Here is a 12945-nt window from a genome sequence, read left to right as displayed (position 1 = left end):
AACCCGTGCCCAGAGTCAGCGAGGACCATCTGGCGGCTCGCCGCCGTCAGATCCTCGACGGCGCTCGCCGTTGCTTCGCCGAATATGGCTATGACAAGGCCACGGTCCGGCGTCTTGAACACGCCATCGGTTTGTCGCGCGGTGCGATCTTTCACCACTTCCGGGACAAGGACGCGCTGTTTTTCGCGCTGGCGCGCCAGGATGCCGAACGGATGGCCCATGTGGCGTCGCGCGAGGGACTCATCCAGGTGATGCGCGACATGCTCGCCGCGCCCGATCAATACGACTGGCTGGCCACCAGGTTGGAGATCGCGCGCAAGCTGCGCAACGACCCGGAGTTCAGCCGCGGCTGGGCGGAGCGTTCCGCGGAGTTGGCAGCGGCGACGACCGAGCGGCTGCGCCGGCAGAAGCAGGCCCACCGGGTGCGCGACGACGTTCCCAGCGAAGTGTTGCAGTGCTACCTGGACCTGGTTCTCGACGGATTGGTGGCCCGGCTGGCCTCCGGTGAAGACCCGCGGCGGCTTAGCGCCGTGCTCGACCTGGTGGAGAATTCGGTGCGCCGACCGTGAATCCGACGACGCGACACTCCGGTGCGGGGTCGTCAGATTCACGGTCGGCGGCTACCGGGGCCGCGAACGGTGGTTCGGGCCGCCGCGGCTGCGCATCGTGGTACCCGACTCGCGCAGCATGCTGTGGACGGATCCGTAGGACCGGCCGGTGGTGGCCGCGAGATTGCGGATGCTGGCCCCACCCTCGTAGGCGTTGCGCAACTCGTGCAATAACTGATCGCGGGTCTTCTTTGACTTCCGCATCGCTACCTCCACATGGTGCCGATCTCCGGGACCTAGCGTAGGAACCTGCTGCCGCCCGCGGGCCGCTTTTGGGCGAAAACACCTGCCGCGCCGTGGCTCAGGCCAGCTCGATGAGATCCCGATATTCGTCGGACCAATAATCCTCGGTGCCGTCGGGCAACAGCACCACCCGCTGCGGGGCGAGCGCCTCGGCCGCCCCGGGGTCGTGGGTCACCAACACCACCGCGCCGCGATAGCTGCGCAGCGCGTCGAGCACCTGCTCGCGCGACGCCGGGTCGAGGTTGTTGGTCGGTTCGTCGAGCAGCAGCACGTTCGCCGTCGACGCGACCAGGCCGGCCAGCGCGAGACGGGTTTTCTCTCCGCCGGACAACGTGCCCGCCGATTGGTCGAGTTGCGCGCCGCTGAACATGAACGCGCCCAGCAGGCCGCGCAGATCCTGTTCGCCGGATTCGGGTGCGGCGTGCCGGATGTTCTGCCAGACCGTCTCGTCGTTGTCGAGTGTGTCGTGTTCCTGCGCGAAATAGCCGATCCGCAGGCCGTGTCCGGGTTCGAGCGCCCCGTTGTCGGGTTGCTCGACGCCGGCCAGCAGTCGCAACAGGGTGGTCTTTCCGGCGCCGTTGAGGCCCAGCACCACAACCCGGGAGCCGCGGTCGATGGCCAGATCGACACCGGTGAACACCTCGAGCGAGCCGTAGGTCTTGCTCAGCCCCTTGGCCACCAGAGGCGTGCGCCCGCACGCGGCCGGGGTGGGGAATTTGATCCGGGCCACCCTGTCGGCGACCCGTTCCTCGTCGAGCGCGGCCATCATCCGATCGGCTCGGCGCAACATGTTCTGGGCCGCAACGGCCTTGGTGGCCTTGGCGCCAAGCTTGGCGGCTTGCGCACGCAGCGCGGCGGCCTTACGTTCGGCATTCGCGCGTTCTCGACGACGACGCTGTTCGTCGGTGGCCCTGGCGTCGAGGTAGCGCTGCCAGCCCATGTTGTAGATGTCGACCTCGCCGCGCACGGCGTCCAGGAACCACACCTTGTTGACGACGTCGGCCACCAGGTCGACGTTGTGGCTGATCATCACCAGCCCGCCGGTGTGCGCCCGCAGGAAATCCCGCAGCCAGCCCAGCGAGTCCGCGTCGAGGTGGTTGGTGGGCTCGTCGAGCAGCAGCGTGGTCGAAGATCCTGCGCCACTGTCGGAGGCCGCGAACAGAATGCGCGCCAGCTCCACCCGGCGGCGCTGACCGCCGGACAGGGTGCGCAGTTGCTGCGTCAGCACCCGTTCGGGCAGGCCGAGACTGGCGCAGATGCGCCCCGCCTCGCTTTCGGCGCCGTAGCCGCCCAGCGCGACGAACCGCTCCTCGAGCTGGCCGTAGCGGCGGATCGCGCGGTCACGGGCGTCGTCGTCGGCGACCTCGGCCATCACCGCCTGCTGCTTCTCTAGATCGGTGACCAACACGTCGAGCCCCCGGGCCGACAGCACCCGGTCGCGGGCCAGCACGTCGAGATCGCCCTCCTTGGGATCCTGTGGCAGGTAACCGATTTCGCCGCCGCGGGTGACCGCCCCGGCATACGGTTCGCTCTCCCCCGCCAGGATGCGCAGGGTCGTGGTCTTGCCCGCGCCGTTGCGTCCGACCAGCCCGATCCGATCGCCGGGCTGCACCCGCAGATCGGGACCGTCGGGTGAGAGCAAGATGCGCGCACCAGCGCGGACCTCGAGGCCCGTAGCCGTGATCACAATCGCTCCTCTTGCTCATTGTCCGGCTCCTCCTCAGGCCAATCTCGGCCTGCATCGTCGCCGGACCTACTTGTCGTCGGTGAACACCGCCGGCCGCTTCTCGGCGCGCGCGGCGACCGCTTCTTCGAAGTTGGCGGTGAGCAGGCGGACGAAGAGCTGCCCCAGGCCCTCGGCCTGCATGTGCCCTTCCAGGCTGGCGGCGTCCAGTCCACCCCATAGCGTGCGTTTGGTCAACTCGATTCCCGGCCGCGAGAACGCCGCCATCCGTGCGGCGATCGCATAGCAGGTGTCCAGCAGCTGGCCCGGCGGGACCTGACACGACACCAGCCCGATCCGCTCGGCCTCCTCGGCGCTGACGTCGCGGCCGGTCAGCATGATCTCGAACGCCCGCGACGATCCGATGGCCCTGGGCAGCAGGTAGCTCAGGCCCAGCTCGCTGGCGGTCAGCCCGTTGTTGATGCCGGCCGCCCGAAAGTAGGCGCTGGTCGAGGCCACCCGGATGTCGGCGGCCAGCGCCAGGCACAGCCCACCGCCGATGGCCGGGCCGTTGACCGCGGCGATCACGGGTTGGTGCATCCGTCGCAACGCCAGGATGACGTCGTCGAGCAGCTCCATGGAGCGCAGCGCGTAGGTCGGCCGCGTCAATTGCTCGACGTGCGGCACCGTGCCCGCCGACTTGTGATCTGCGCCCGAGGAGAATCCCCGACCCGCGCCGGTCAGCACGACCACCCGCACGGCGTTGTCGTAGGTGACCTTCTCGAGGGCCTCCTTAAGCGGCACCATGACGTCGAATGCCATGGAGTTCATCCGCTCGGGCCGGTTAAGGGTGATCAGCGCGATCTCGGGTCGCGGGTGTTCAACGAGGACCAAACTCACCTTTGAAAGGTACCTGTAAGGTCGCCCGGCCCCTCGAGATCACGCCTGTTCGGCCGGTGCGCCATCCACGTCGTAGGCCTTGAGCTGCTGCACCAGGTCCTCTAGGGCTGCCGGCGGGAGGGCACCGGCCTGGTTGAACAACAGCTTGCCCTTCTTGAAGGCCATCAGCGTGGGGATGGATCGGATCTGGGCGGCGGCGGCCAGCTCTTGCTCGGCCTCGGTGTCGACCTTGGCGAACACCACGTCGGGGTGCTTCTCCGACGACGCCTTGAACGTCGGCGCGAACGCGCGACACGGGCCGCACCAGGACGCCCAGAAGTCCACGAGCACCATGTCGTTGCCGTTGATCGTTTCGTTGAACTGCGCAGCAGTGAGGTCTTGGGTAGTCATAGGGGTGCAAACACCGCGAGGCGCCGTCCTTGTTCCCTGAAGCGGGTGAGATCACAGCAAGCCTTGCTGGGCTGGCGGGGACGACTCGACCTTGAACCTGTACGCCCTGAGGTGGCGGACCAGCTCGTCCATCACCGCGGGATTGGCGATGCCGGCTTGCTTGAACACCAGCTTCCCCTTCTTGAAGGCCATCAGCGTGGGCAACAACGTGACCTGGGCCACCGATGTGAGCTCCTGCTCGGTTTCGAAGTTGACCTTGCCGTGCACGATGTCGAAGTTCTTCTCCGACGACGCCTGGTAGGTCGGTGTGAAGACGTCGCACGGTGCGCACAACGGTGCCCAAAAGTAGACGAGCACGTTGTCGTTGCTGTTGATGGTCCTCTTGAAGTTCTCGGCAGTGAGATCTCGGGTACCCACGTCGCGCTAGCGTACTGAACTCACCTGCCCGCCGCGGCCCGCCAGGAACGGTTGGTCAGCAACCGCATGCCGTTGAGGGCGACGAGGATGGTCGATCCCTCGTGACCGGCCACACCCAGCGGCAGCGGCAACTGGCCGAAGAGGTCCCACAACACCAAGGCGGCGATAAACGTGGCCGCGATGACGAGGTTGACGCCCACCACCCGGCGAGCCTGGCGAGCCAACCCGATGATCGTCGGGATGGTGTGCAGTTCGTCGCGGACGGTGACGCCGTCGGCGGTCTGCAGGGTCAGGTCGGCACCGGCGCCCATGGCGATCGACGTGCGGGCCGCGGCCATCGCGGGCGCATCGTTGACGCCGTCGCCGACGAGGAGGACGCGGTGACCACCGGCTTGCAGGCCACGGACCGCTTCGACCTTCTGCTCGGGCAACAGCGCGGCTCGCACGTCGCTGATCCCGGCGTGCTGGGCGACCCGTGTTGCCGCGCGCCCGTTGTCACCCGTCAGCAATATCGGCGGCGCGCAGGTCAACGCCGCCAGCGACGCGACGGACTCCGCGGCGTCGGGACGCACCTGATCGGTGAGTCCGAGCACACCGACGGCGATGCCGTCGCGCAGGACGATCGCGGCAGTGGCGCCGGCCTGAAGGATCGCCACCAATTCGGGCAGCGGCGCGCCCCGGTAGCTGTGCGGGCTGCACACCTCGACGAAATCGCGGCCCACGGTGGCGCGCACCCCACGGCCCGGCAACGCGCGGAAGTCCTCGGCGGCCGGGATGGCGATACCGCGCCTGCGAGCCTCCTCGACGATGGCCCGCCCGAGCGGGTGCTCGCTGGATTGTTCTGCGGCAGCGGCCAATTGGAGCAACCTGTGAACGTCGACCACGTCGGGGTTCAGCGGTTCGACGGTCGTCACCCGCGGGGCACCGCACGTCAGCGTACCGGTCTTGTCCAACGCGACGACGCTGGTGTCGGCGAGCTGTTCGACGACCACAGCGGATTTGACCAGCACCCCGTGTCGGCCCGCGTTGGCGATCGCCGCAAGCAGCGGTGGCATGGTGGCCAGCACCACCGCGCACGGCGAGGCCACGATCATAAAAGTCATGGCGCGCAACAACGTTGGCTGCAGCTGGGCACCCATCATCAATGGGATGGTGATAAGCGCGAGCGTGGCCGCCACCACGCCCACCGAGTAACGCTGCTCGATCTTCTCGATGAAGAGCTGGGTCCTGGCCTTGGTGGCCGAAGCCTCGGCCACCAATTCGACGATGCGGGCGACCACGGTCTGCGACGGGTCGCGGGCCACCACCAGCTGCAGCACCCCCGACCCGTTCACGGTGCCGGCGAACACCTCGTCACCACTGTCCTTGGTCACCGCCATCGATTCGCCGGTGATCGAGCATTCGTCGACCTCGGAGGACCCCGACACCACGATGCCGTCGGCGGGGATCCGCTCGCCCGGCCGCACCACGACCTGGTCACCGACCGCCAGCTCGCCGGCCGGCACCACCCGCTGGCTGCCGTCGCCGGCGACCAGCACTGCCCGGTCCGGCGCGAGATTCAGTAGGCCCTTGACCGAATCCGCCGTGTGTTTGGTGGCGACGTCGTCGAGCGCGCCCGAGGTAGCGAAGATCACGATCAGCAGGGCGCCGTCGAAGATCTGCCCGATCGCGACCGCTCCGATCGCCGCGACGATCATCAGCAGGTCCACGTCAAGGGCCTTGTTCCGCAACGCCTGTGCACCGGCCCAAGCGGAGCCCCACCCGCCGCCGAGGTAACAGGCCAGATACAGCGCCCACCACACGGTCTGGGGCGCACCGTTCAGCTGAGCCGCCAGCCCAGCCAAGAACAGCGCCAGTGCCAGCGTCGCCCAACGCACGGACACCACCGACCACAATGCCGCGCGCCACGTCAACGGTTGGCCTACGGTGCTTCGATCGCGGTCGATAGGAGCTTGTGGGGCAGTCAGTTCGAGAGCGGTCGGGGTCATTCCGGCGGCCTCACAAAGGGGTGGGAGTTCGTCAGGATGAACCGAGTTTAGGGACGCAGCGATCGCCAAGTATCTCAATTGCATTGCGGTATGCGATTGAATTGGTCACTGGCACAACGCAAATTGACTTCCGTGCCGGTTTGCGCAACTCACCCTGAAACAAGTGAAGAATGGGTAACATTGCTGACGAATCACGATAAGATTCTTTTGTCGCTGACGCTTCACCGGGGAGGTGCGAGATGTCGTTCGTGATCGCCAACACTGAGTTCGTTTCGGAGGCGGCAGGGAACCTGGCTCGAATCGGTTCCGCGATCAGCGCGGCCAACTCGGCCGCGACGGCGCAGACGACCTCGGTCGCGGCCGCGGCCGCCGACGATGTGTCGGTCGCCGTCGCGGCGTTCTTCGGCGCGCAAGGCAAGACCTACCAGGCCCTCAGCGCCCAGGCCGCGGCGTTTCACGAGCAGTTCGTGCAGACCCTGTTCGGCGGCGCCCAGGCTTACGCCGCCACGGAGGCCGCCAGCGTTGGCCCGCTGCAGCCGTTGCTCGACCTGATCAACGCGCCCAGCCGGGCGCTGTTCAACCGCCCGCTGATCGGCGACGGCAACAACGGCACCCTGCCGGGCCAGGCCGGCGAGGACGGGGGAATCCTGTTCGGCAACGGCGGCAATGGCGCGAATGGCGGGGCCGGCCAGGCCGGCGGCCGCGGCGGCTCCGCGGGCCTGCTCGGTTTCGGTGGCGCCGGCGGCGCGGGCGGAGCGGCCGCGAGCGGCGGCGCCGGCGGCAACGGCGGGCTGTTCTTCGGCAACGGCGGCGCCGGCGGCGTCGGCAATACCGGGGGCTTCAGCGGAGGCGCCGGCGGCTCAGCTCTGTTGTTCGGTTCCGGCGGCACCGGCGGCGCCGGCGTTGCCGGGGCGACCGGTGGCGTTGGCGGCAACGGCGGGCTGTTCTTCGGCAACGGGGCCGCCGGCGGCTCCGGCCCGGCCGGCGGCGCAGCGGGTGGCCGAGCCTGGTTGCTGGGCAACGGTGGCGCAGGCGGGGATTCTCTGTCCTTCGGGAACGGCGGGGCCGGCGGCAACGGTGGGTTCTTGATCGGCAACGGCGGTCACGGCGGCGGCGGCGGAACGACCAGCAACGGCGGGACCGGCGGCCAGGCCGGGTTGATCGGCAACGGCGGGGCCGGTGGCGATGGCGGGACGCTCACCGGCAATGGCGGCAACGGCGGCAACGCGCTGCTGATTGGCAACGGCGGCGACGGCGGCGACGCCAACGGACTTAGCACGCCCGGCACCGGCGGCCAGCGGGGGCTGCTGTTCGGCGTGAACGGCGCGAACGGCACGTAGTAGCAGCCCTACCGTTGCTTCACAACTTTTTGAGCCCGCGCAGGATGTTGAAGAACGGTGCGGTCGCGGCCACGGCTCTGCGCAGACTGGGCTGAAAGATACTCGCGTTGAAGACGACGAGATAGCGCACACCATGATCCCGCCACTCGGCGGCTTGGTCGACGACCTCGTTTGCGGTCCCGGTGAGCATGCCGTCCCTCAGCAACGACACCGGCACGCGTCTGATGTACGACCGCACCGTCTGTTCATCGAGAGTCTGCGGAACCAAATCTTGTACGCCAGAGAAGTTGTCGCCGAGCGGATGCTGCACGCCGTGCTCCGCCCACAGCGTGCCCGGAAGGTTGAGCGCGAACGTCTTTGCGGCGTCGGAATGCAATGCCTCGTCAACGTCGTCTCGGCTGCGTCCGGTCATGACGAACAGCCCCATCGCCGGCGTGACCGATGTAGGGTCCCGCCCCGCGTCGGACGCCGCTGCCCGCACCGCTTCCAGCCCCCGCGGATAGTCTTTCGGTCGCAGCACCAAGCCCGGAAACCAGGCGTCGGCGTACCGCCCGGTGACTCGCTGCATCCGCGGACCGTTCGCGGAGATCCAGATCTCGGGCCACTTCCCCCGGTAGGGCGGCAGGTCGAACACCGCCTTGCGCAAGGGAAAGTACGGCGAGTCACGCGAAACGGGCTCGCCATTGGAATTCCACAGGGCGCGGATCGTGGCGACCGCTTCCTCGAACCGCGCGACCGGTTTTGTCCAGTCCACGCCGTAGGGCTCGTTGCCTTCCCGCTCCCCGACACCCATGCCGAGCATCGCGCGGCCGCGCGTGATCAGATGCAACGTCGCCGCGGCCTGCGCGGTGACCGCCGGGAGGCGTCGACTGGCATCCGTGACCCCCACACCAAGTCGCAGTCGTGCCAACCGGTTACGCGAAGCAAGGTGACCCAGCAGAGTCCACGGTTCGAGCTGGGCATCGATCTTGGGAACGAGTCTGGCGACACCGAGGTACCGGGGTGTCGCGATCGACCGCGGAAGAACGGCGTTCAGATGGTCTCCCACCCAGAACGAGTCGATCCCGCTGGCCGTCGCGGTCAGGTAGTCGGCGCGGGCCAACAAGGTCGGAGAGTATCGAGAATTGACGATCTGATTGCCGAGTCCGACTCGAAAGCCGCCCATGCCTGCCCTCCTCTGCCCTCCGCGGCGCCGGTTGAGCGCCGCCAGCGACAGCTCGCCATGCCGTGGGCGTTTCGTCGCCCTAACACGGTAACGGCCGCGCTCAGCCGTTCGTCCGGGCCTTCATGAAAAGTTGTTGTGGGGACGGGTCGTTTAGACGGCGCCATTGACGACGGGGACGGTGACGGCCGAGGTCCCGCGACTCCGGCGCCGCGGCAGGTTACGGTTGCGTACATTTTCCCGAGTCGGCCAAACTTGGGATGAAATCGGCCGGAGCGAAGGGAAGCGCATTGGGGCATTACATCGCCAACGTCCGTGACCTCGAATTCAACCTTTTCGAGGTCCTCGACATAGGCGCCGTCCTGGGTACCGGACGCTACAGCGATCTCGACGTGGACACCGCGCGAACAATATTGGCCGAGGCCGCCCGTTTGGCCGAGGGCCCCATTGCCGAGTCCTTCGCCTTCGCGGACCGCAACCCGCCGGTGTTCGATCCCGAGGCGCACGCCATCAGCGTGCCGGACGAATTGGTCAAAACCGTGCAGACGATCAAAGATGCCGGGTGGTGGCGCCTGGGCCTGGCCGAGGAAATCGGCGGCATGCCCGCGCCGCCGCCGCTGGCCTGGGCGGTCAACGAGATGATCTACTGCGCCAATCCATCGGCGTGTTTCTTCAACTTGGGTCCCGTGTTGTCGCAATCGCTCTACGTCGAGGGCAACGAGCAGCAGCGCCAGTGGGCGGCGGCCGGTGTGGAACGCGGCTGGCAGGCCACCATGGTGCTCACCGAACCCGACGCGGGCTCCGATGTTGGAGCGGGCCGCACCAAGGCCATCGAACAACCCGATGGCACCTGGCACATCGAGGGCGTCAAGCGGTTCATCTCCGGCGGTGACGTGGGCAATACCGCCGAGAACATTTTCCATCTGGTACTGGCCCGGCCCGAAGGCGCCGGGCCGGGCACCAAGGGGCTGAGCCTGTTCTACGTGCCCAACTACCTTTTCGACCACGAGACGTTTGAACTTGGTTCCCGCAATGGGGTTTTCGTCACCGGGCTGGAACACAAGATGGGGTTGAAGTCGTCCCCGACGTGCGAACTGACGTTCGGCGCGACCGACGTGCCCGCCGTCGGCTACCTGGTCGGGGGCGTGCACAACGGAATCGCGCAGATGTTCACCGTGATCGAGCACGCCCGCATGACGATCGGTGTCAAGTCCGCCGGCACGTTGTCCACGGGCTACCTGAACGCGCTGGCCTTTGCGAAGGAAAGGGTGCAGGGCGCGGACCTGACCCAGATGACCGACAAGACCGCGCCGCGGGTCACCATCATGCACCACCCCGATGTGCGCCGCAGCCTGATGACCCAGAAGGCCTACGCCGAGGGTCTGCGGGCGCTGTATCTCTATGCCGCCGCGCACCAGGACGATGATGTCGCGCAACGAGTTTCGGGTGCGGACCACAACATGGCGCACCGCGTCGACGATCTGCTGCTGCCCATCGTCAAAGGGGTGGGCTCAGAACGGGCCTACGAAATCCTGACCGAATCGCTGCAGACGCTGGGTGGCTCGGGCTTCCTCACCGACTATCCCATCGAGCAGTACATCCGAGATGCCAAGATCGATTCGCTCTACGAGGGCACCACCGCGATCCAGGCGCTGGACTTGTTCTTCCGCAAGATCGTGCGCGACCACGGGCAGGCTCTGCAGTTCGTGACGGCCCAGATCAGCCAGACCATCGAAAACTGCGACGCGTCACTGAAACCACACGCCCAACGGCTGCAAACCGCGCTCGAAGACGTCACGGCCATGACCGGCGCTTTGACCGGTTACCTGATGTCCGCCGCGCAACACCCCACCGAGATCTACAAGGTGGGGCTCGGATCGGTGCGATACCTGCTCGCCGTCGGTGACCTGCTGATCGGCTGGCGACTGCTGGTGCAAGCCCAAGTCGCACATGCCGCGTTGGCCAACTCGCCGTCCAAGGATGACGAGCCGTTCTATCAGGGCAAAATCGCAACCGCGGCCTTCTTCGCCAACAACATGCTGCCCAAGCTGACAGGACTGCGTAGCGTCATCGAATCCATCGACGACGACATCATGCGCGTTTCCGAAGCCGCGTTCTGACAGGGCCTTCGCGTTCAGACGGTGAAACCGAGCGCGCGCAGTTGCTCACGCCCGTCGTCGGTGATCTTGTCCGGGCCCCACGGGGGGTTCCACACCCAGTTGATCCGCAGATCGCTGACCAGCCCGCTGCCGACCAACGCGCTGCGCGATTGGTCCTCGATGACGTCGGTGAGCGGACAGGCCGCCGACGTCAGGGTCATGTCGATCAGCGCGACGGGTCCTTCGTCGCCCTCTTCCAGGTCCAGGCCGTAGACCAGCCCCAGATCGACGACGTTTATCCCCAGCTCCGGATCGACGACATCGCGCATCGCCTCCTCGACATCGGCGAGCAATTCGTCATCCGGTGCGGTGGCTTCGCTCATCTGTGACCTCCTCGAGTGCCTCGTCCTTCGAGCTGGCTTGCGCCAATGCGTCGTTTTCCGCGCTGGCCTGGGCCAGCGCATCCTTGAAGGCCATCCATCCCAGCAACGCGCATTTCACCCGCGCCGGATACCTGGCCACTCCGGCGAACGCCACTCCGTCGCCCAGGACCTCCTCGTCACCCTCAACGGCGCCGCGCGAGGACACCATTTCGGTGAACGCCGCGATGGTCTTCAGCGCCTCCGGCACGCTCTGACCGATCACCTGCTCGGCGAGCACCGAGGTCGAGGCCTGGCTGATCGAACAGCCTTGTCCGTCATAGGAGACGTCCGCGACGATCTCGCCGTCGTCGGACAGCGCGACCCGCAGGGTGACCTCGTCACCGCAGATGGGGTTGACGTGGTATACCTGGGCCGCGAACGGCTCCCGCAGTCCGCGGTGCTGCGGGTGCTTGTAGTGGTCCAGGATCACGTCCTGATAGATCTGCTCCAGACGCAACGTCACGCTCTCCCAAAGAAGTCCAGGGAGCGTCGCACGCCGGCCACCAACCGGTCCACCTCGTCGGCGGTGTTGTACACCGCGAACGACGCCCGCGCGGTGGCCGCCAGGCCGAACCTGCGGTGCAGGGGCAACGCGCAGTGGTGTCCCACCCGCACGGCGACGCCGTCGTCGTCGAGCACCTGGCCGACATCGTGCGCGTGCACCCCGTCGACGACGAATGACACTGGCGAGCAGCGGTTTTCCATCGATGTGGGACCGATGATGCGTACGCCGTCGATACCGGAAAGGCCGTCAATGGTTGCGGCAACCAGCCCGCGCTCGTGGGCTTCGACGGCATCCATGCCGATCGCGCCGAGATAGCGTGCCGCGGCGGCCAGCCCGACCACCTGGGAGGTCATCGGGGTGCCGGCCTCGAACCGCTGCGGCGCCGGCGCGTAGGTGGTGGCTTCCATGGTCACGGTCTCGATCATCGAACCACCGGTAAGAAATGGGGGCGCGGCGGCCATCAACTCGCGCCGGCCATACAGGACACCGATCCCATTGGGGCCCAGCATTTTATGCCCGGAGAACACGGCGAAGTCGACGCCCAGCCCGTGGAAGTCGACCGGCTGATGCGGCACCGACTGGCAGGCGTCCAGGACCGTCAGCGCGCCCACTTCCTTGGCGCGGGAGACCAATTCGCTCACCGGCGCCAGCGCGCCGGTCACATTGGAGTGATGGGTGAACGCAACGACCTTGACTCGTTCGTCGAGTTGCAACGAGTCCAGATCGATACGACCCTCGTCGGTGACGCCATACCAACGCAGCGTGGCCCCGGTACGCCGGGCCAGCTCCTGCCACGGAACCAGGTTGGCGTGGTGCTCGAGCTCGGTGGTGACGATAACGTCGCCGAGCCCGACGGCGTGTTCGAAACGGTTGTCGCCCAGCACATATGACACCAGGTTGAGCGACTCCGTGGCGTTCTTGGTGAACACCAGCTCGTCGGCGTCGGCGCCGACGAACGCCGCGATGTCGGCACGGCCCTGCTCGTAGGCGTCGGTGGCCTCCTCCATCAGCTGGTGCGCACCGCGGTGCACCGCACCGTTGGAGGCGACCAGAAACTCCCGCTCCGCGTCGAGCACCTGCAAGGGGCGCTGCGACGTGGCACCCGAATCCAGGTAAGCCAACTGATTTCCACCCCGCATCACGCGCTTCAGGATGGGGAAATCGGCGCGGATCGCCGCGAGGTCAAGTGGGGTCACTGGCGCCGTCAT

Annotated in this window: 13 protein-coding genes; 3 read left to right on the top strand and 10 right to left on the bottom strand. The window is 67.1% G+C overall.

Features of this window, described 5'->3' with window-relative positions; translation table 11 throughout:
- The first annotated feature begins 5 nt into the window (after positions 1 to 5).
- Positions 6 to 569, top strand: coding sequence for a TetR/AcrR family transcriptional regulator (locus G6N24_RS06560; RefSeq protein WP_085163018.1), 564 nt, complete (start codon positions 6 to 8; stop codon positions 567 to 569).
- 51 nt (positions 570 to 620) lie between these two features.
- Here G6N24_RS06560 and G6N24_RS06555 read toward each other — a convergent pair whose 3' ends face one another.
- The 6 genes from G6N24_RS06555 to G6N24_RS06530 all read right to left on the bottom strand — a co-directional run bounded on the left by G6N24_RS06555 (position 621) and on the right by G6N24_RS06530 (position 6209).
- A complete protein-coding gene (locus tag G6N24_RS06555; protein ID WP_085163019.1) occupies positions 621 to 812 on the bottom strand; it encodes a helix-turn-helix domain-containing protein in 192 nt (63 codons plus the stop codon).
- Positions 813 to 909: 97 nt separating this feature from the next.
- Positions 910 to 2538, bottom strand: coding sequence for an ABC-F family ATP-binding cassette domain-containing protein (locus tag G6N24_RS06550; RefSeq protein ID WP_163745431.1), 1629 nt, complete (start codon positions 2536 to 2538; stop codon positions 910 to 912).
- Between the two features lie 66 nt (positions 2539 to 2604).
- The gene (locus tag G6N24_RS06545; RefSeq protein ID WP_085163022.1) at positions 2605 to 3414 is read right to left on the bottom strand and encodes an enoyl-CoA hydratase; all 810 of its coding nucleotides are present in this window, start codon (positions 3412 to 3414) and stop codon (positions 2605 to 2607) included.
- A 39-nt stretch (positions 3415 to 3453) separates the two neighbouring features.
- On the bottom strand, positions 3454 to 3804 hold the full coding sequence (trxA, locus tag G6N24_RS06540) for a thioredoxin (RefSeq protein WP_085163023.1): 351 nt from the start codon (positions 3802 to 3804) through the stop codon (positions 3454 to 3456).
- A 51-nt stretch (positions 3805 to 3855) separates the two neighbouring features.
- Positions 3856 to 4221, bottom strand: a complete 366-nt coding sequence (locus G6N24_RS06535; RefSeq protein ID WP_085163024.1) for a thioredoxin domain-containing protein — start codon at positions 4219 to 4221, stop codon at positions 3856 to 3858.
- 20 nt (positions 4222 to 4241) lie between these two features.
- On the bottom strand, positions 4242 to 6209 hold the full coding sequence (locus G6N24_RS06530) for a heavy metal translocating P-type ATPase (RefSeq protein ID WP_085163025.1): 1968 nt from the start codon (positions 6207 to 6209) through the stop codon (positions 4242 to 4244).
- A 239-nt stretch (positions 6210 to 6448) separates the two neighbouring features.
- Here G6N24_RS06530 and G6N24_RS25305 point away from each other — a divergent pair, with 239 nt between their 5' ends.
- Positions 6449 to 7549 carry a PE family protein gene (locus G6N24_RS25305; protein ID WP_085163026.1) on the top strand — a complete coding sequence of 367 codons (1101 nt, stop codon included), beginning with the start codon at positions 6449 to 6451 and terminating at the stop codon, positions 7547 to 7549.
- A 19-nt stretch (positions 7550 to 7568) separates the two neighbouring features.
- Here G6N24_RS25305 and G6N24_RS06520 read toward each other — a convergent pair whose 3' ends face one another.
- Positions 7569 to 8714, bottom strand: a complete 1146-nt coding sequence (locus tag G6N24_RS06520) for an LLM class flavin-dependent oxidoreductase (protein ID WP_085163027.1) — start codon at positions 8712 to 8714, stop codon at positions 7569 to 7571.
- Between the two features lie 287 nt (positions 8715 to 9001).
- Here G6N24_RS06520 and G6N24_RS06515 point away from each other — a divergent pair, with 287 nt between their 5' ends.
- Positions 9002 to 10831 carry an acyl-CoA dehydrogenase gene (locus tag G6N24_RS06515; protein ID WP_085163054.1) on the top strand — a complete coding sequence of 610 codons (1830 nt, stop codon included), beginning with the start codon at positions 9002 to 9004 and terminating at the stop codon, positions 10829 to 10831.
- Between the two features lie 14 nt (positions 10832 to 10845).
- Here G6N24_RS06515 and G6N24_RS06510 read toward each other — a convergent pair whose 3' ends face one another.
- From G6N24_RS06510 to G6N24_RS06500, 3 genes are read right to left on the bottom strand one after another with little or no spacing between them, the layout of a single operon-like run.
- A complete protein-coding gene (locus tag G6N24_RS06510; RefSeq protein WP_085163028.1) occupies positions 10846 to 11193 on the bottom strand; it encodes a metal-sulfur cluster assembly factor in 348 nt (115 codons plus the stop codon).
- Complete coding sequence (gene sufU, locus G6N24_RS06505; RefSeq protein ID WP_085163029.1) at positions 11168 to 11695, bottom strand: Fe-S cluster assembly sulfur transfer protein SufU; 528 nt, start codon at positions 11693 to 11695, stop codon at positions 11168 to 11170. The genes G6N24_RS06510 and sufU overlap by 26 nt, the downstream gene beginning before the upstream one ends.
- Positions 11692 to 12945, bottom strand: coding sequence for a cysteine desulfurase (locus G6N24_RS06500; RefSeq protein WP_085163030.1), 1254 nt, complete (start codon positions 12943 to 12945; stop codon positions 11692 to 11694). The genes sufU and G6N24_RS06500 overlap by 4 nt, the downstream gene beginning before the upstream one ends.

The sequence above is a fragment of the Mycobacterium lacus genome (genome assembly GCF_010731535.1).
Lineage (GTDB): Bacteria > Actinomycetota > Actinomycetes > Mycobacteriales > Mycobacteriaceae > Mycobacterium > Mycobacterium lacus.
The sequence above is the reverse complement of the archived record's forward strand: the minus strand, read 5'-3'. Positions and strand labels throughout refer to the sequence as shown.

Coding starts and splice junctions, on each gene's coding strand:
- G6N24_RS06555 (WP_085163019.1), bottom strand. CDS start 812: ATGCGGAAGTCAAAGAAGACCCGCGATCAGTTATTGCACGAGTTGCGC.
- trxA (WP_085163023.1), bottom strand. CDS start 3,804: ATGACTACCCAAGACCTCACTGCTGCGCAGTTCAACGAAACGATCAAC.
- G6N24_RS06530 (WP_085163025.1), bottom strand. CDS start 6,209: ATGACCCCGACCGCTCTCGAACTGACTGCCCCACAAGCTCCTATCGAC.
- G6N24_RS25305 (WP_085163026.1), top strand. CDS start 6,449: ATGTCGTTCGTGATCGCCAACACTGAGTTCGTTTCGGAGGCGGCAGGG.
- G6N24_RS06520 (WP_085163027.1), bottom strand. CDS start 8,714: ATGGGCGGCTTTCGAGTCGGACTCGGCAATCAGATCGTCAATTCTCGA.
- G6N24_RS06510 (WP_085163028.1), bottom strand. CDS start 11,193: ATGAGCGAAGCCACCGCACCGGATGACGAATTGCTCGCCGATGTCGAG.
- G6N24_RS06500 (WP_085163030.1), bottom strand. CDS start 12,945: ATGACGGCGCCAGTGACCCCACTTGACCTCGCGGCGATCCGCGCCGAT.